Origin of the sequence: Nitrosopumilus sp. K4 (assembly GCF_018128925.1) — an archaeon.
In the GTDB taxonomy this organism is placed as follows: Archaea; Thermoproteota; Nitrososphaeria; order Nitrososphaerales; family Nitrosopumilaceae; genus HKST03.
On record NZ_CP067007.1, the window covers coordinates 862,340 to 879,309 of the forward strand.

A 16,970-nucleotide genomic window follows, 5' to 3' on the forward strand; every position below is an offset into this window, starting at 1 on the left:
TTGGTACAGAAATTCAATTTTGATCTTGTTGTGGTAGGAGGAGGTCCAGCAGGGTCATCTGCAGCATTTGAGGCAGCAAAAAACGGCATTAGTGTTGCATTGATTGAAAAAGAAAAAACAATTGCAGAGACAGTAAGGACTAGTGGGGTTACATGGATTCAGAACATCAAAGAGTTTGGCATCCCAAACGACTGCTTTAATCCTATCAAAAAGTTTTCATTCTGTTCTCCAAATAACGAAGTAACAATTAGCGATACAGAATACAGAGCAGCGGTTTTAGATGTGAGAAAAACATATCGATGGTTGGCAAAACAAGCTGAAATGCAAGGATCTAAAATTTTTGTAAAAACAAACATTTCAGACGTAATAAAAAATAGCAACGGGGACATTGTAGGGGTTAAAGGAACAAATCAGGACGGACAGATAGAATTCCATTCCAAAGTTGTTATCGATGCTAGCGGTTTTCCTTCAACAGTGTGTAAAGCGATGAATCTAGTTACTCAGTGGGAAAGATTTGGTGCAGGGGCCGAATACGAAGTAGAAGCTGAAAATGTTGAAAGAGACACATGGTGGTTAATGGTAGGTCAAGAATATTCTCCAGCAGGATATGCATGGATTTTCCCAATTTCAGAAAAAATTGTAAGAATAGGAGTAGGAATAGGTAAACCAGAATCCAATGTAGATCCTACTGAAAGATTAAAAGAATTGATGGAAAAAAAATTAGGCCCAATAAAAAAACTAGGAAAAATCACTCCAATTGAGTTTCATTATGGATTAATTCCAAATGACGGATTATCAAGGAAGACTGTTTACAATAACTTAATGTTAGTAGGAGATTCAGCAGGACAAGCAAATCCTCTTGTTCTGGAAGGAATCAGATATGCGATAAAATTTGGAAGAGTTGCTGGAAAAGTTTCAGCAAATGCAATAAAATCAGGAAACACAAATGAAAAATCATTGATGCCATATGAAGACAACTGGAGAAAAGAAATCCAATCCAAGATAAATTCCGCATCCAAAGTTCAAGATAGATGGATTGGACTATCAGACAAGGAATGGGATAATGAGCTTGACATCATAAATGAGCTCAATCCAGAAGAGTTTTTGGATTTTATAAAAGCAGATTTTGGATTATCAAACATGGTAAAACTTGCAGCACATCATCCAAAATTAGCAGTAAGACAGTTATTCAACATAGTAAAAAATGCAAAATAATCTTTCATCGAACATTAAAGAAATCAGTCACAACAACATCATGGTATTGTAGTTGTGCCACATAAGTTCCAGATTCAAATGGTTTTGACAATACTTCGTTAAACAAGCCAGAGGAATTGTCTTTTAATGCAATTTCTTCAACAAGATTTCCTCTTTGATCATATACATCAACAAAGAGATCTTCTCTGAAGGCAAGTGTTTTTTGTACAGCTCCTGCAACAATTAATTCATCATTTTCATAGTTTACTTCGACTACTGCAGAGCGTGAACGTATTGGGAGATATCGCTCAATGGCATATTTGAGATCATTTAGTTTATCATCAACTTGCTCAGCATCCCTATTGGCCAAACCCAACTTAATCTCGTTTATGAGAGAGGAAATTTTTGGATGAGACACAGATGGCTCACCACTGAATTTTTCTATAAAAGTCTGTAATTCTTCAAAATCCCTAGCCAAATCAACCATGTTCAGATCAGAGGGAGTGTAAACATTCTCAAATTGTTCACTGACATTTACTATTTGAGTTGCTTTGGTGTTTTTGAATTGAAGTTCTACAACATACAAACCAGGCTCAGTGGGTGCAATCCATTGAGTATAGAAATCACCGTGTTTGGTATCAGTAAACTCTAAACTACTATGAGAGGTTCCATCCATATTGTAAATTGTGACGTAAAGGTTTTCTCGTCTATCAAAAATGGATTTTTCAACAGAACCGTGTATTATCCAAATATCTTTTTCAGGATCATAGTTGATATCATAAATGATGCTCGGATGAGTCATTACAAGATATTCACTCAAGAATTCTGCAATTTCCAGGATTTTAGACTCTGCATCAACGAAATTTCCAATTTCAATTAATTCATAAGCATCAGAAGTCATCTGATTATATTCTTCAGCATAAGCTGCAAACCCGCTATTATAGAAAGTATTGACTACATTGGAAAGATTTTCTAATTTTTCACGGTAATCAATTCGAATTAATTCATCACCACTATATCCAACATCAGAACCATACGGATCATCTTCATATGCTTTTGAAACTTTTTTCCATTCATCAAAGAGTTCTCTGACCAATCTATCTGCAGCATCAAGATCATTTGCAATTACAAGATCACGTACTTGATCAATTTCTTCATTAAATGATTCTGTAAAATCAACATATCCAGGAAGGAATTTGTTTTTCCTGAGACTCAAATCAACGAGATTTTCAAGAGATTTTGCACGCTGTAAAATATCACTTGCACGAACTTTTAATGCATCTTGATCATAAGAATCCAAATCAGATTTGATTTTTGGGGCCTGAGAATTCACCCATGTCAGCAAGACCTCAATTCGATCAATTCTCATTACAGAGGGATTGCCAGAATTCATCTTTTCAGCAGTATTTAGAATTTTTAATGCGTTGTTAATGAGAAAGAGGTTTCGATAATCTGCTTGCAGTTCAGCTTTTTCTTTCATGGATTGATATTCAAATTTCATGATGGAGAGAGGGTTTCTTTTTTCACGAAGTTCATTCATAGAAGCATCAAATTCAGAGACAATACCCAATATCTCATCAGGAGAATCTGCATTTCCAACTCTAGAAAGAAGGGATTCCCAGTCATCAACAAAAGGACTGCTCAATCCGCTTGTCTTAGAAATTTCAACTGCATTAGAAAGTCGAGAAGAGATATCAACAATCTGCTTCATTTGTCGTATTTCTGTTTCAGACTCTAGGATGTCACTGACTGAAGAGGCAAGTTCCAAATCCGAAGACAAATTGTTCCAATCAGGAGCAATAAGATTGGCCAAATCAGAGTTGTCCTCATTATCTGATGAGATAAATCTCTCCACATTATCTAATTCACGAAGCAAAATGGCTGCATCATACAAGGATGACACACGATCTTTTGATTCAAGTAATTCTTCAATAGTATCTTTTGATTGAAGAGAAGGTTTTAGTGATTCCCAGTCACTGTTAACTACCCCATACAAGGTACTTTCATTTCTAGAAACTATGTCAAGAAATCTTGCTTTTGAGAGCAAGTCAATCAAATCTGAAATATATCCAGAGTATACAGGAGCAGTTCCTCGAGCAAAAATAAATCCAATTTGTTCTTTTACAGTTCTATTCATTACAGTGTCTGATTTTTTCATCAAGTTCAACAAGCTCTCCTCTAATTCATCAAAAGAAGGCGCTCGTTTTGCAGGGGTTTTTTCCGGATTTACATTTTGTATGTCAACAAATGCATCAGACAAAATATCGATTGCTCTTTTTTTATCTCCTATTTCATAATAAAATATTGCAGAAAATATTGAACTCTCAATAGATTTTGCAATTTCAAATGAAATCTCATTATTCTCTAATAAAGATTCAATCGAATCAAGAGAGGAGGAGATAACAGGTCGTATAATAGGAGTGATTTCAAACAAGAAAGATTCAGAATAAAATTCAGACCATAAATCAACATAATTTTTTTCTAGTTCATCAATGTTGTTTTGAGATACATCAATTTGATTTGATGAATCCAGTCCAAAAGTATCATCAATCAATAAGAGAAAATCAGTGACCAAAATTCTTGCTTCAATAGTCTTTTCTTCATTTGTTGGTTCGTTAAATTCAGTTGAAGATACAGAAAAGAAAGCATTTGTAGAATAATCACCGTAAAATAATTTTACTTCATATTCTCCGGGCAACCCACAGATTCTGCCTTCTAAAGGAATAGAATCACTAAGAAAAACACCGTTTGACATAGGAATCAGTTGCTGTATTTGACACAAGTCACCTTCAGGATTGACAATTTGCATTATCAGAAAAGAGTCAGGAAGCAGATTTGCCACATTTCCATAAATGAACAGAGGTTCACCGTAATCATATTCACCAAAATTATCAAGAAGGGTAATTCTATCAGGAGTTTGGGCACTTGCATAAACAGGCATTAAAAGTAGAATTGCTAAACCCCAGACCACAAATTTTTGCATACAGAGATCAAAACCTGCGCTCATATTACTTAAAACTTAGGCAGGCATAATTAGTAAGAACTGTTCAAATTGTTTAGAATCAAGTCAAGGCAACTAGATTATAGTTGCCTGACTTGATACCGGGCACAGATGTAGCAACATTCTCAATAAAATACATGCAAAGGGAATGGAATTGTTCAGATGTTAACAGACCACAGTTTTTACAAATTAATTGATTCACTTGATTGCATTCAACACATTTTGAATAATTTACCAAAGTTCCACCACAAGATCTACAAGATTCATCAGGCATTTTGTTTCAATATCTCAACACATGTTTTTGATATAAGCAAAACGTAGAACTTGTTCATACCCAAAACCAGTAAACTTAAGGTTATAATGTAAAAAAGACATCAAAAAATCATGGATCCGGTAAAGAAAACATTTGACGAATGGGCTGAAAACGGCAGAGCAGAATTAATGGAAAGAGAGCATGGAAAAAATGTTCAGCGTTTTCTAAAAACAATCAGATTTGAAAAACCGTTTACGTTCTTAGATGTAGGATGTGGCAATGGATGGGTTGTAAGAAAAATCGCTCAAGAAAAAAACTGTAAAAAAGCAATAGGCATAGACAAAAGCAAGAAAATGATCAATCAAGCAAACAAAAAGAAAATATCAAAGAAAGAAAGTTTCATCCATACAGATATTCAGTCTTGGAGATACAGAGGAAAATTTGATTATGTTTTTTCCATGGAGTCGTTATACTATGTAGATTCAATTGAAGAATCACTATCAAAAATTTTTAAGATGTTAAGATCAGAAGGAGAGTTTTTCTGTGGCACTGATTTCTATAAAGACAACAAGGCAACTGCAAGGTGGGCAAAGATGATGAATCTAAAGATGCATCTACATTCAAAACAAGAATGGAGGAGACTTTTCAATGATGCAGGGTTTGAAACAAAAACAAAACAAATCAAAAATCCCAGAGGCAATCAAAAATGGAAACGTGATTTAGGAACATTATTCATAATAGGAAAAAAGCCAAAAAAGCAATACTCAAATTAAATCAAAACCATTACAAGTAGTGAGCTGGAGCACGACATCCTGCTACGGCAGAGGAAACTCCTCCCTCCATGCAAGAAATATGATCCGGAGATGGATAACCAGAGATGGTTGGCAACGGAGCAGAAAAAATCCAACCTGGTGCACTGTGATGGTAAAACCTGAGATTGCCAGAGAAGGAATGAAAGAGCCGCCCCATATGGAGCAAAGCCAAACAGAACCATAGGATCTTGCACCAGGTTCAGGTAGGCTGCAAAGCGTAATATCGTGAAAACAGAAGGAGGGTTACTCCCAGCACACAAAATTTTTGAAAATAGAAAATATTCAGATTATTGCATAGAACTTACATGTTCTTTGCACACATCTGCAGCACAGCCACATGTTGCATCACAAAGACATGAGCCTTGCATTTCACAATCACATTCAGAGCCCATTTCTGCAGATGCAGCACATCCACATGCTGCTTCTTCCCTGCTAGCATCTGTTGGAGGAGGAGTGGTTGTTTCTTGAGGGGCAGATTCCTCATATACACTACGAGTTTGTGTGTAATCAGACTCATCTCTTAGTTGTGCCTCTCCTCTGTTGGTTTGATAACCGCCAGAAGAGGAACTTGTTTGATAACCAACTAATCTATCAGGAGCAATTCCCTGTTGACCCTCTTGTTGATTCTTTAATGCTCGATTACTAAACATGAAGAATGCACCACCACCAATGGCTGCCATTGCTGCCATTCCATATACGATAAAGATAGGAAATTCACCAGTAGAAGTTGTGGCATAGCCCTCTGGAGGCTTTGGAGTAACACCAGCAATTTCAACACCATCTAAAACATCTAGTGCACCAAATCCAATAGCGTAAAGATTTCCCTGATCAGAGGATTGAACACTTCTAAAGACATATCTTTGATCAGCAGTAACTTCTGCTTCAAAGACTCTTTCTACTTGTCTGCCTTCCCTTAGACTGCTTTCACCCATAGTCCAGCTAGAGACAACAAATCCAGAAATATCCTCACTCAATCCAAATGTTCCTGCATCCACATTGATGCCAGTTGGATCAAACAAGAAATGCCAATTTGTCAATGGTTGTTTTAAGATAAAATCAGCATCAATCATTTTTTTATTAAAAATTTGTTCACCTTCAGTACCTTTTAGAACATTATAAAGAGTGGGTTCTTCTTCTTGAATAAGGTTAATTGGGTGGTTAATATCAACACCGTCAATTACAATTTTTTCATTAGTTGAAAGCCCTCGCCAACCCAAATCAATCAAAGTTCGGACTTGATCTTTTGTGATAACATAGTCAGTAAGGGTTCCTTCAATGATGATTTTATAATCAATAGAAGTGTTGAGGTTTCTTCCTTTAAGATGAATATCATAGATAACATTAAGATCAGAAATTCTGGCCTGACTACCATCATCGGCAATATTCTGGTTTAATTTTTCTATCAAATGCTGAACGCCTGGGTTTGATGAATCGGCAGTTCCAGAAATTGTCCAGGTCTTTTGATGAAGTTCATCAAAGAGTTGACCACCGTTTGGATATTCAATAAAGAATGTCTTTTGGTAGTTCATCTTAAATGGAGATTCAGCATTATTAGGATTAATTCTTGCATCTAATTGTGCGCCAAATGCTGCAGAACTGCTACTAAATACAATTAATCCAGCAATTAATACTGTTAACAGTATAGCCCTAGACACAAGAAAATTGCTGATTCTGAAAGTAATAAACTTATCCAGTCAAACGAAAATCAGATCGACGATTTTTGAAAAAGTAATATGTAGTGAATCATGTAGACTTTAACAGTTTTAGGAGAAAATAGGATGATTACAGTATTAGCAGGAGGAACAGGTTCAGTAAAGTTAGTCAGAGGACTGGTGTCTCAAGAATCAAAAGTTAATGTTGTAAGCAATGTAGGAGACAATTACTGGTTATACGGATTGTATGTGTGTCCAGATATAGATACAATTGTCTATGGGTTAGCAGATTTACTAGATCAGGAAAAAGGATGGGGAATCAAAAAAGACACTTTCAATTTTCTAAGACAGATGGAAGTATTTGGAGAAGAGACATGGTTCAGAGTTGGAGATAGAGATGCTGCAACACATTTGATCAGAACAAACATGTTAAAAAACGGCAAAAATTTGAGCGATATTACAAAATGGATGTGTGAGAAATTTGCAGTCAGTGCAAACATAATCCCTGTTACAGATAACAGCGTAGAGACAAGAATCATAACAGACAAAGGAGAATTACATCTTCAAGAGTACTGGGTAAAACACAGAGGGAAAGATCCTGTAGAAGGAATTCAATATATCGGTGCAGACAAAGCCAGACCAAATCCTGAAGCAGTAAATGCAATTCATGATGCAGATATGGTCATATTAGCACCAGGAAATCCATTAACATCAATTGGTCCAATGTTACAAATTAAAGGGATTAGAAAAGAGTTATCAAAAATAAAGAAAAAGGTTGTTGCAGTAAGTCCATTAATCGGAGACAAGGCAATAACAGGACCTGCTGCAAAATACATGGAAGCTGCAGGGATTGAAACAAATGCATATGGCCTTGCAAAGATGTACTCTGATGTGTGTTCAAACATAATTGTAGATTCCAAGGATAAATTATTGATAAAGAAAATTCAAAATCTAGACATGAAAGTTTACGACACAAAAATCACAATGAAAAATAAAATTGCCGAAGACGCATTGGCAAATTTCATTTTAAAACAAGTGCACGTATAACTTGAAAATAGCAGCAATCATTCCAGTAAAGACTTTTTCACAAGCAAAAACGCGCCTAAATTTATCAGATAGTCAAAAAGAAGAATTATGCAAAATCATGCTAGAAGAAATTTTACATACATTATCAATATCACCTCAAATTGAAAAAATAATTGTTGTGACAAAAGAAAAAAGTGCAATAGACATGGCAAAAAAATTCAATGCAATTTCAATCATAGACGATGAAGAAAAAAGTGTTAATGGAGCTGTGGCTTTAGCTGACAAGTATCTATTAGAAAACGGATTTGATGCATCAATAGTATTTCCACAAGACATACCATTTATCAAAACACAAGATATCGATTTTATTCTAAACTACAAGATACCACCAAATTTTGCAATTGTAGTTCCATCTAGAAGATTTGACGGAACAAATGCACTAGTACGTATGCCAGTGAATTTAATGAAGACCCATTATGACGAAGACAGTTACAAAATCCACATGAATACTGCTAAGGTTCACACACGAAATGTAGCGCTTGTGTTTTCAAAACGAATAATGTGGGATGTTGATAATATTGAAGATTTAGAATTCCTTTTAGAACAAAACGAAAAACCACACATCACACAAAAAATCAAAAGTGTTTTAGAATCAAATTAATCAAATTTTCCAAAAATACGCTAAATTATGCATGAGATCACCAACAGACTTATAAGAAATGAATCAGCAATGGTTAAATATTATCATAAAAAGTTCGCGAGGTAAAATGAATGGTTAAAAGTGTAAATCCAAAAGACAGATGTCCAAGATGTGGACAAGGCACCCTAGTTACAGATGCAAATACTGGGGAAAATTTTTGTGGAAAGTGTGGATTTGTAATTACTGACAAAGTAGAAGAATCAGGACCAGAGTGGAGATCATTTTCGAATGAAGGAGAAAACAAAAGCAGAGCAGGAGTTCCAACATCACTTGCAATGCACGACATGGGATTAGCAACTGTAATCAATCCTCAAAATCGTGATGCTACTGGAAAACCACTTACAGCATCAATGAAAAGTACAATTGAAAGACTAAGAACGTGGGACAGCAGAAGTCAAGTTCATGAACCAGTTGACAGAAACTTCAGACAAGCGTTTAGTGAACTTGATAGATTAAAAGACAAACTTGCAGTAGGTGATGCAGTAATTGAAAAAGCAGCTTATATTTACAGAAAGGCATTAGAAAAAGGATTGGTTAGAGGAAGATCAATATCTGCACTCATTGCATCAGCATTGTATGCTGCATGTAGAGACACTGAAACACCAAGAACACTAAAAGATATCGGGCAGGCAAGTAACATAAAAAGAAAAGACATTGCAAGATGTTATCGCCTATTACTACGAGAGTTAAATTTGAAAATGCCAGTAGTTGATCCTGTCAAATGTATTTCCAGGATTGCAAGCAAAGCAGGGCTATCTGAAAAAACTAAAAGAAAAGCAACAAAGATTTTGCAAACAGCAGAAGAGAATAAAATTTCAGCTGGAAAAGATCCCATGGGATTGGCAGCAGCAGCTCTTTACGTAGCATGTGTGACAAATGGCGAAAACAAAACACAAAGAGATGTAGCAGAAGCTGCAGGAGTTACAGAGGTCACCATCAGAAATAGATACAAAGGACTTAAAGTTGCATTAAATCTCTAATTGAGATTTCTTTTTTGAGTTAAAATAAGTCAAAATCAAGAGGGTTAAAGAAACAACACCAGAAATTAGAAAGATCACTTCCATAGAATTTAACAGTGGGTGATAAAATGCTTCATCGACTGAAATTTCATTTATTTGAGATACAAAGTGTGCATAAGAGAAAATAAAATAATTTGTCCCCCAGTGAACAACAATTGCAGGTAATAGACCAAATCTAAAGTATAGCCATCCAAGAATAATTCCACTTGCAGAAGCCTGTGCAAATTTACCCTCACTCCACGGTTCACCTGTGGCAATATGGGCAAATCCAAAAAGGATTCCAACAAGCACAATCAAAACCAGAGCTTTTTTTGAATCATAAACGTGTAGATTTGCATTAGGATTCCAAAGGGATTTAAAAAAATACTTTGCAGAAAACTTATGGGCATATAATGCAAAAACAGGGATTCCTATCAATAATGCCCTAAAACCAATCTCTTCAGCTAGGGGAGCCAATGTTACAAGCAAGAATTGCTCCAAATCATTGTCAGCAGGAGGGGGCAAAGTTTCAATTCCAAACCCCTCTTGAGTCAAAGTAACAATAGCTGAAACCAGAATTAAGATGGAAAACCATTTTGTGATAGAAACAAGATAATTCGAATCAGAAACAGTTTTTCCAGAAGAAAGAAGCGGGGATAAAGTTTGCAAAAATCCATTTTTTGGTCCAAAAATAGACATTGCAAAAAGAATTGCATAGAGGGACCACAACAATACAAATGCATCACCAATTGTCACAGCAAATGGTAATGAAAGATCCAGCCCACTAAAAGAACTAAGCTCAAAAAGAGGATAATCAAAATTAATGTCAGATCCCAGATCAGTGTTAAAAACAACAAACAATCCCATTGGAAATGATAACAACATCATTCCAAAAATAACAGATAGTAATGCAGAATGTGGAATACCTAAACTTTGAAGAATTTTGTTAGACTCTTGCAATTTTGGTCTAATGGAGTTCAATGCTTGATTCTGGAAAGCCCAAACTAATCAAAGAATCCTTAATCGTGTCTCGATGGTCTCCTTGTAAAAAGATATACCCATCTTTTGCAGTACCACCACAAGCATATTTACTTTTGAGTTCTTTGGCAACATTTTCTAGATTGTTTAATTTTGGATCCAGACCCTCAATCATAGTTCCTTTTTTCTTAAATCTTCTAGTCTCCAAACGAATTATAATTTTAGTACTGTCTTTAGCAAGTTCGCCACAAGCACATAGATCTTCAGGTAGACCACATGTATTACAAATTACTGCCATACGTTCTATGAAGATGCCATTTAACGCACTATTAAGCCTTGTTTGGATTTATTCCATAGTCAAATAATGATTTTTTAGACAGAAAAATCAAAATGAAGTGTGTCAAAAGATCTTACAAAAAAAGCAGCAGAAATGCTTCTCAACGGGGCCACATTACTTAGCGAGCCATGCCCATACTGTTCAGGGGTAAGAGTGATGAAAGACGGAAAAGCCTTGTGTGTCAATTGTGGAAGAGAGCCAGAAAACAGAAAGATTCCACATGTAGATAAAAAAGTGGAAAAAAGCACATTGGAATCTATTTTAGAGAAGAAACTTGAAAATCTATCAAAAGAGTTAGAATCAGAAAAAGATCATGAAAAACAGCAAGAAATTCTAAAATCGATCAATTCTATTATGGAGACGCTCGATAAGATAAAAAACAAACAATAAAGTTTTTATGTAAAAATCCGGGGACAAAAGCTACCATGAGCAGTAAAAAGAAATCAGCACCACTTCCAGCATCAAGCGGAGGTCTCATGCGTTTCTTTGAAGATGAGACAAAAGGATTCAGAATAGATCCAAAAATTGTGGTGTCAATTCCAATTAGTTTAATTGCAATCTCATGGGCAATCGATATCTTCTTAGCTCCGTGATCAAATTATGGAAAAATCTTCAGACGACGTTTCAAATATACACAACAGGTTTTCCCTTACACTGATCAATCCATCATCTCATTACTTTTCTCTAGTTGCGTCATTGGCCATAGGAGCAGTAATTACTGCGACAACATATCTTGGATATTTCGGTTCAGAAGATTTTTTGTGGAGAATACCACTTGTAGTGGGGGTTTTAGCAGTATCACAATTAATTGATACGAGGTTTACAAAAAAGAAAGAATATTCAAAAGTACTTCATGCATCACTTTTTGCAAATATGTTATGGGTAGTCACATTATTCATGGGACTGCTAGCAAGTGTTGTATTAGTAAAAGAGGCATCTTTGTTTTTTGTAACGTTTGGAATGTTTTTGTTTGCAAGTTTCAGAATAGGGATTTTTACAACTACATTAGGAGCAAGTATCAAAAAAGCATGGGCAATATGTTTTGTGCAACCTTTAGCAATGTTTTTGGTTTTAATTCCACAAGACATATGGATTCAGACATTAACAAATCCAATTACACTAGCATATGGAATAGCGTTTTTGATCATAGCAAGTGTGTGGTCAGTGTTGACAGATAGAGCAGGAAGACCAGGAATGGAAAGTACACATAAAACAATTCAAGCATATCTTGCATCCCAAGGAAACGACTACACAGAAGCAGAAGAGATAATGGAGCAGCGCTCAAGCAAAACTAAAGTGTCAACATCTCAAATTCGATTATTATCATCAGAAGGAAATTCAGAATTTAGAATGGTTTTGCCAGAGATTCACCCCGGACCATATCATCCAGTAGGAGGAAGCAACATCCCATACCTAATTTACAAAAACCTAGATGCATCTGCAATGGTAATGCATAGTATTTCTGATCATGCGTTAAACTTACCATCAAAAAATGAAGTTGAGAATTATTTGAAGAATTTAGACAAAAGCAAGGTAACTGAAGAAGGTCTTGTTTGTACAGAACCAGTAACAGTTCAAATCAACAAAGCCAGAGTCATAGGATTGTTATTTGGCAATAATCCATTGTTGTTTTTGTCATTATCACCTCACGGCATGGAGGATATTCCAAGTTACATGAAAACAGAGATCGAACAATATGCAAAGAATAGAAACTATACGAGGATAATGATCGTAGATTGTCACAATGCAATGGGTCCTGAAATTTCAAAAGAAGACGGAGAAGACATGCTAAAGGCTGCAAAATCATGTTTAGATTCCCTGATAACAAAAGAAAATTATCCAATAGAATTCGGATATGCAAATTCTGACGACATGGATGTATGGACAGAAGATTTAGGAATGGGAGGATTAGGAATAGTATGTCTCAGAATTAATGAAAAAAAATACTTCTTAGGATGGGCAGATGCAAACAATATGGAAAATGGAGTAAGAGAGAAAATTGTAGAAAACTTTGCAAAAAGAGATTACAATCTGTTAGAAATTTGCACCTCAGACACACATTTTGCACCAGTGAAAGCCAGAAACAAAAATGGATACTACCAATTAGGTTTGATTACAAGTGCAGACAAGTTATCAAAGTGGTTCTTTAGTATTGCAAAGAATGCAGAAGAGAAAACAACTTCAGGTAAATTCGAAATATTAGAAAATCAAACAGAAGTCAAAATAATGGGTCAGGGGATTTTTGAGGATTATTCAAAAGCTCTGGATAACTCTTTGAAAATAACTAAAGGGTTCCTGATAGGCAGTGTGATTCTATTCGTCACTAGTTTGTTCCTATAGTTTTCAGGTTATCCAGATTCCCATAAAACTCATCAATAAAAGACGAGAATTGAAAAACAGGCACTATTGGAACGTTCTCAATAAAGTCAATTTTGTCTTGATACAGAGTGACTATAACAGGTACTGCTAATGCATTTTGTGTTTTTGAGACATATTTTTTTGTCCTTTCAATTTGCTTTTTTACAGCTTCAGTCAATGCACTGGCACTATACCGCTTCCAATGTTTACAGTCAATTAACATGGCAACACCCAATCTAATTCCAATTACGTCAATTTCCATCCTAGGCTTTGTCAGGATGAGATTTTTAATTACAGCAAAATCCTTTGATGAAAGAATCTCAGCTACAAGACCCTCAAAATCCTTCCAGTCTAAAATGACAGATATCTCGTCTAATGGAAAACCATTTTGAATTAATTCAATTGCAGCCTTTAATTTATCACTGGTTTCAAAATAATACAGACTTTCACCCTTAGCCCCTATACCACGTTTAACAAATTCATCTAAAACTTTCTCCGAGTCAGACTCTGAAGTTTTTGTAATTACAGCAAAATCCTTTGCAGAAATACCGCCAGGGATTATTCCTCGTAACCCTTCAATCATGTTTGGGAAAAATCTCATTTTCATTTTGTTTTAATCAACGTGATATAGGTCTTAAGAGTAAAAAATTCAGGTTATTATGAAATAGAATTCTAAATAGGTTTTAGTACTTCAACTAAAGAGACTAGTCATGAAACTATTGCTAGTATTCATACTAGCTCTGTTGGGAGGAACTTTTTCTGGATTCGAAGTGTTTGGAGAAAGTACGTTTTTTGAAACAGTAAAATTCATTCAATACTTAGATGAAAATACTGCATTAGAAGAAGTAAGAAATGGGAATTTAGACATTTACTATTATAGAATTTCATCAGATAGGTTAGAGAGTTCAGATTCAAGAGAAGGGCTACGGATTTTTGATTCAACGGGAGGATCATACAGTATTTTAACAAATCCTGCAGAGACAGAAAAATTCAACCCGTTTTCAATTAAAGAAGTAAGATTTGCTTTGAACTATCTGGTGGATAGAAAATTAATTGTAAATGAGCTTATGGGAGGATATGGATCTCCAATGATTTCATACTATAGCCCCTCAGATCCGGAGTACCTTACAATCATAGAACAGTTAGAGAAATTCAATTTCAGATACAACCCAACACTTGCAGAAGAAATGATTTCAGATGCATTAATGTCAAAAGATGCCAAAAAAATTAATGAAAAGTGGATGTTCAATGGAAAACCAATCGAAATTACAATCTTTATCAGAAGCGATGATCCTGTAAGAAAATCAATTGGGGAGATTTTAGCCTCAGAACTACAAAACATAGGATTTGAGGTGAAAAAAGAATTCGGAGATTTGAACAAGGCGTTTGTAATAGTATATGGTTCAGACCCATCAGATCTAAAATGGAATTTATACACAGAAGGGTGGGGAAGATCAGCATTTGTAAGATATGATTCAGTAGGGATAGGACAGATGTATTCCCCATGGTTTTCTAACATGCCAGGATTCAATGACCCAAATTATTGGAATTACAAAAATGAAAAAATTGACGAGTTAACACAGAAGATCTACACAGGTACTTTTGAATCATCAGAAGAAAGAAGCAGTCTGATTCAAGAGGCAATAACAGAAGGGATTAATGAATCCGTGAGAATTTTTCTTGCAAGTAAGATTGATCAATATGTTGTAAATGAAAAAATCAATGGCATAGTAAATGATTTTGGTGCAGGTGTTCCAAGCAGATTCACGCCAATAAACGCCAAAGGTGACAAAGAGGAATTAGTAATAGGGGTAAAGCAAATCTATCAAGGGGCATGGAATCCAGTGATGGGTTTAAGCGATAGTTATAGTAGACATATTTGGGGAATAATTTCGGACCCTATAACATTCAAACATCCATTTTCTGGAGAAACATTCCCAGTAAGAGCAAGTTGGAATGTTGAAACAGCAGGTCCAACCAGCAAAATGAACGTACCCAAAGATGCAATGATTTGGGATCCAAAAAATCAAGAGTGGGTCAATGTATCACCAGAAACACAATCAATTAGCAAAGTTACATTTGATTTTGAATTTAGCAAATGGCATAATGGGCAAATGATGGATATGAATGATATTTTGTATTCATTATACTTTACAATTGAATGGGGTACGCAGATAAACGAAAATGACAAAACATTTGATACTGAGTTTACACCAAGAGCTGCACAAACAGTTCAAACAATAAAAGGGATCAATCCAATTGACGAAGACACAATAGAAGTTTATGTAGATTATTGGCATTTTGATGAAGGAGAAATTGCAGATTGGGCTGCGTTATGGAGCACGATACCATGGGAAATATCTGCAGCAATGGAAGAGGCAGTGCTTGATGGAAAGGTATCATATTCCAGATCAGGAGCCACAAGTAAAAATGTCAATTGGGTATCACTCATCATTCCAAAAGATTCTAAACTGATTCAAGAATATTTGGAAGAATTCAAAAGAACAAATTACATTCCAGAAGTTTTTCAGGGTTTTGAGAACAATCAAGAATATTTTGATTCAAGATATGAATCATCAATAAAATGGATAGAAACCAACAATCATGCAGTAATTAGTAATGGACCATTTTTCTTAAAATCATATTCACCAGAATCACGAACAATAGCAGTAAGCAGTTTTAATGATTCCACATATCCATTTGAAGTAGGACATTGGTCAGAATTTGAGGCGGCAAAAATTCCCAAAATATCACACATAGAGATGCCCAAAATCATCAACAAAAATTCAGACATAAGCATACAAGTATCAACAATTAATGCAGATTCTATTCTCTTTTTTGTCTCAAATAGCAAGGGAAACGTAATAGCCTCAGAGTCAACAGAGGTCAGATCAAATACAACAGAGGTTCATCTCCAAGAGGATACCATCAACAGATTGGATGTAGGCGCAAACAGTCTGAAAATATTTGCAATTTCAAGTAAAGTGTTAAAACCAGATTACTATACGACTAGTTTTCTTGTTACAGAAAGCTATGAAGAACTACCAAAAGCAAATCAAGACAAAGTAGAGTTTGACACATATGACGTGTATCAAATCGCATGGATAATAATTCCAATTATAATTATCACTGCAATCATAATTATCAAAAAAATAAAATCAATTTGATAACCCATAATCTTTGAGAATATCATCAATTTGAGATTCGGATTCAATCTTGGAATATTCATCCAATAAATTTTGGTTTAGCTCGTAGAAGGTGTGACCCCATTTGAATTTGTCAAGCAGTTTCAGGGCATCATCTTTGAAACCTAAGATAAAGAGAGTAGCAGAAAGTGCTTCAGCAGTAGTCAATTTGTTAAGTTTGGCATAATTTACAGGATTTCCCGCCAAAAGGGGGGGAAGTTTTCTCTTTATCCCATCAAATTTTTTTGAAAATGCTTGCTCTGCCAAATTCCACGAACAGTCAATCCCAACAATAGTGTTGGCCAGTGTTTTTTCACTAGGCAATAAGAAGTGCTCTGAGAAAGGATCCAAAACCAAACTTTTGCTTGTAATTTTTTTAATGCTTTTTGCAAGTCCAAACTTTATCATCTTAGCAGCTGTGCACTTTTTTGGATCATCTTGATAAAACATCAAAACTTGAATCTTCACAATAATTT

Annotated in this window: 15 protein-coding genes and 1 other RNA gene; 10 read left to right on the forward strand and 6 right to left on the reverse strand. The window is 35.2% G+C overall.

The window, feature by feature from the left end:
- Positions 1-1,215 (forward strand): NAD(P)/FAD-dependent oxidoreductase, encoded by a 1,215-nt coding sequence (locus NsoK4_RS05220; protein WP_211685842.1) that lies wholly within the window; start codon positions 1-3, stop codon positions 1,213-1,215.
- Positions 1,216-1,219: 4 nt separating this feature from the next.
- Here the strand turns inward: NsoK4_RS05220 and NsoK4_RS05225 are convergent, their stop codons facing one another.
- Positions 1,220-4,177 carry a hypothetical protein gene (locus NsoK4_RS05225; protein ID WP_249110990.1) on the reverse strand — a complete coding sequence of 986 codons (2,958 nt, stop codon included), beginning with the start codon at positions 4,175-4,177 and terminating at the stop codon, positions 1,220-1,222.
- Between the two features lie 402 nt (positions 4,178-4,579).
- Here NsoK4_RS05225 and NsoK4_RS05230 point away from each other — a divergent pair, with 402 nt between their 5' ends.
- Together NsoK4_RS05230 and rnpB are read left to right on the forward strand one after the other, a co-directional pair.
- Positions 4,580-5,221 (forward strand): bifunctional 2-polyprenyl-6-hydroxyphenol methylase/3-demethylubiquinol 3-O-methyltransferase UbiG, encoded by a 642-nt coding sequence (locus NsoK4_RS05230; RefSeq protein WP_211685844.1) that lies wholly within the window; start codon positions 4,580-4,582, stop codon positions 5,219-5,221.
- 19 nt (positions 5,222-5,240) lie between these two features.
- Positions 5,241-5,518: RNase P RNA component (gene rnpB / locus NsoK4_RS05235), an RNA gene on the forward strand.
- A 29-nt stretch (positions 5,519-5,547) separates the two neighbouring features.
- On the opposite strand, the gene NsoK4_RS05240 is transcribed toward rnpB, so the two are convergent.
- A complete protein-coding gene (locus NsoK4_RS05240; protein WP_211685847.1) occupies positions 5,548-6,915 on the reverse strand; it encodes a hypothetical protein in 1,368 nt (455 codons plus the stop codon).
- 123 nt (positions 6,916-7,038) lie between these two features.
- Between NsoK4_RS05240 and cofD the strand changes: the two genes are divergently transcribed.
- The 3 genes from cofD (at position 7,039) to NsoK4_RS05255 (ending at position 9,618) form a co-directional block, all read left to right on the forward strand.
- Positions 7,039-7,959, forward strand: coding sequence for a 2-phospho-L-lactate transferase (gene cofD / locus NsoK4_RS05245; protein WP_211685849.1), 921 nt, complete (start codon positions 7,039-7,041; stop codon positions 7,957-7,959).
- 1 nt (position 7,960) lies between these two features.
- Positions 7,961-8,599: a 2-phospho-L-lactate guanylyltransferase gene (gene cofC, locus NsoK4_RS05250; protein WP_211685851.1), complete on the forward strand. Its 639-nt coding sequence runs from the start codon at positions 7,961-7,963 to the stop codon at positions 8,597-8,599.
- A gap of 110 nt (positions 8,600-8,709) precedes the next feature.
- Positions 8,710-9,618 carry a transcription initiation factor IIB family protein gene (locus NsoK4_RS05255; protein WP_211685853.1) on the forward strand — a complete coding sequence of 303 codons (909 nt, stop codon included), beginning with the start codon at positions 8,710-8,712 and terminating at the stop codon, positions 9,616-9,618.
- Here NsoK4_RS05255 and NsoK4_RS05260 read toward each other — a convergent pair.
- The gene (locus NsoK4_RS05260) at positions 9,607-10,596 is read right to left on the reverse strand and encodes a CPBP family intramembrane glutamic endopeptidase (RefSeq protein ID WP_211685855.1); all 990 of its coding nucleotides are present in this window, start codon (positions 10,594-10,596) and stop codon (positions 9,607-9,609) included. The two genes, NsoK4_RS05255 and NsoK4_RS05260, sit on opposite strands and share 12 nt — an antisense overlap.
- A 7-nt stretch (positions 10,597-10,603) precedes the next feature.
- Positions 10,604-10,912, reverse strand: a complete 309-nt coding sequence (locus NsoK4_RS05265; protein ID WP_211685857.1) for a translation initiation factor — start codon at positions 10,910-10,912, stop codon at positions 10,604-10,606.
- Between the two features lie 99 nt (positions 10,913-11,011).
- Between NsoK4_RS05265 and NsoK4_RS05270 the strand changes: the two genes are divergently transcribed.
- Genes NsoK4_RS05270 through NsoK4_RS05280 form a run of 3 tightly spaced genes read left to right on the forward strand, consistent with a single transcriptional unit; the run spans position 11,012 to position 13,291 of the window.
- The gene (locus tag NsoK4_RS05270; RefSeq protein ID WP_211685859.1) at positions 11,012-11,341 is read left to right on the forward strand and encodes an Sjogren's syndrome/scleroderma autoantigen 1 family protein; all 330 of its coding nucleotides are present in this window, start codon (positions 11,012-11,014) and stop codon (positions 11,339-11,341) included.
- 35 nt (positions 11,342-11,376) lie between these two features.
- Positions 11,377-11,544, forward strand: coding sequence for a preprotein translocase subunit Sec61beta (locus tag NsoK4_RS05275; protein ID WP_211685861.1), 168 nt, complete (start codon positions 11,377-11,379; stop codon positions 11,542-11,544).
- A 7-nt stretch (positions 11,545-11,551) separates the two neighbouring features.
- A complete protein-coding gene (locus NsoK4_RS05280) occupies positions 11,552-13,291 on the forward strand; it encodes a DUF2070 family protein (protein ID WP_211685863.1) in 1,740 nt (579 codons plus the stop codon).
- On the opposite strand, the gene NsoK4_RS05285 is transcribed toward NsoK4_RS05280, so the two are convergent.
- Positions 13,275-13,910, reverse strand: a complete 636-nt coding sequence (locus NsoK4_RS05285; RefSeq protein ID WP_211685864.1) for a hypothetical protein — start codon at positions 13,908-13,910, stop codon at positions 13,275-13,277. The genes NsoK4_RS05280 and NsoK4_RS05285 overlap by 17 nt on opposite strands.
- Positions 13,911-14,019: 109 nt before the next feature.
- On the opposite strand from NsoK4_RS05285, the gene NsoK4_RS05290 reads away from it, so the two are divergent.
- Complete coding sequence (locus tag NsoK4_RS05290) at positions 14,020-16,476, forward strand: ABC transporter substrate-binding protein (protein WP_211685866.1); 2,457 nt, start codon at positions 14,020-14,022, stop codon at positions 16,474-16,476.
- Here the strand turns inward: NsoK4_RS05290 and NsoK4_RS05295 are convergent.
- A complete protein-coding gene (locus NsoK4_RS05295) occupies positions 16,468-16,962 on the reverse strand; it encodes a DUF367 family protein (RefSeq protein ID WP_211685868.1) in 495 nt (164 codons plus the stop codon). The two genes, NsoK4_RS05290 and NsoK4_RS05295, sit on opposite strands and share 9 nt — an antisense overlap.
- Positions 16,963-16,970 lie beyond the last annotated feature (8 nt).

Coding starts and splice junctions, on each gene's coding strand:
- NsoK4_RS05225 (WP_249110990.1), bottom strand. CDS start 4,177: ATGCAAAAATTTGTGGTCTGGGGTTTAGCAATTCTACTTTTAATGCCT.
- NsoK4_RS05230 (WP_211685844.1), top strand. CDS start 4,580: ATGGATCCGGTAAAGAAAACATTTGACGAATGGGCTGAAAACGGCAGA.
- cofD (WP_211685849.1), top strand. CDS start 7,039: ATGATTACAGTATTAGCAGGAGGAACAGGTTCAGTAAAGTTAGTCAGA.
- NsoK4_RS05255 (WP_211685853.1), top strand. CDS start 8,710: ATGGTTAAAAGTGTAAATCCAAAAGACAGATGTCCAAGATGTGGACAA.
- NsoK4_RS05265 (WP_211685857.1), bottom strand. CDS start 10,912: ATGGCAGTAATTTGTAATACATGTGGTCTACCTGAAGATCTATGTGCT.
- NsoK4_RS05275 (WP_211685861.1), top strand. CDS start 11,377: ATGAGCAGTAAAAAGAAATCAGCACCACTTCCAGCATCAAGCGGAGGT.
- NsoK4_RS05280 (WP_211685863.1), top strand. CDS start 11,552: ATGGAAAAATCTTCAGACGACGTTTCAAATATACACAACAGGTTTTCC.
- NsoK4_RS05285 (WP_211685864.1), bottom strand. CDS start 13,910: ATGAGATTTTTCCCAAACATGATTGAAGGGTTACGAGGAATAATCCCT.
- NsoK4_RS05290 (WP_211685866.1), top strand. CDS start 14,020: ATGAAACTATTGCTAGTATTCATACTAGCTCTGTTGGGAGGAACTTTT.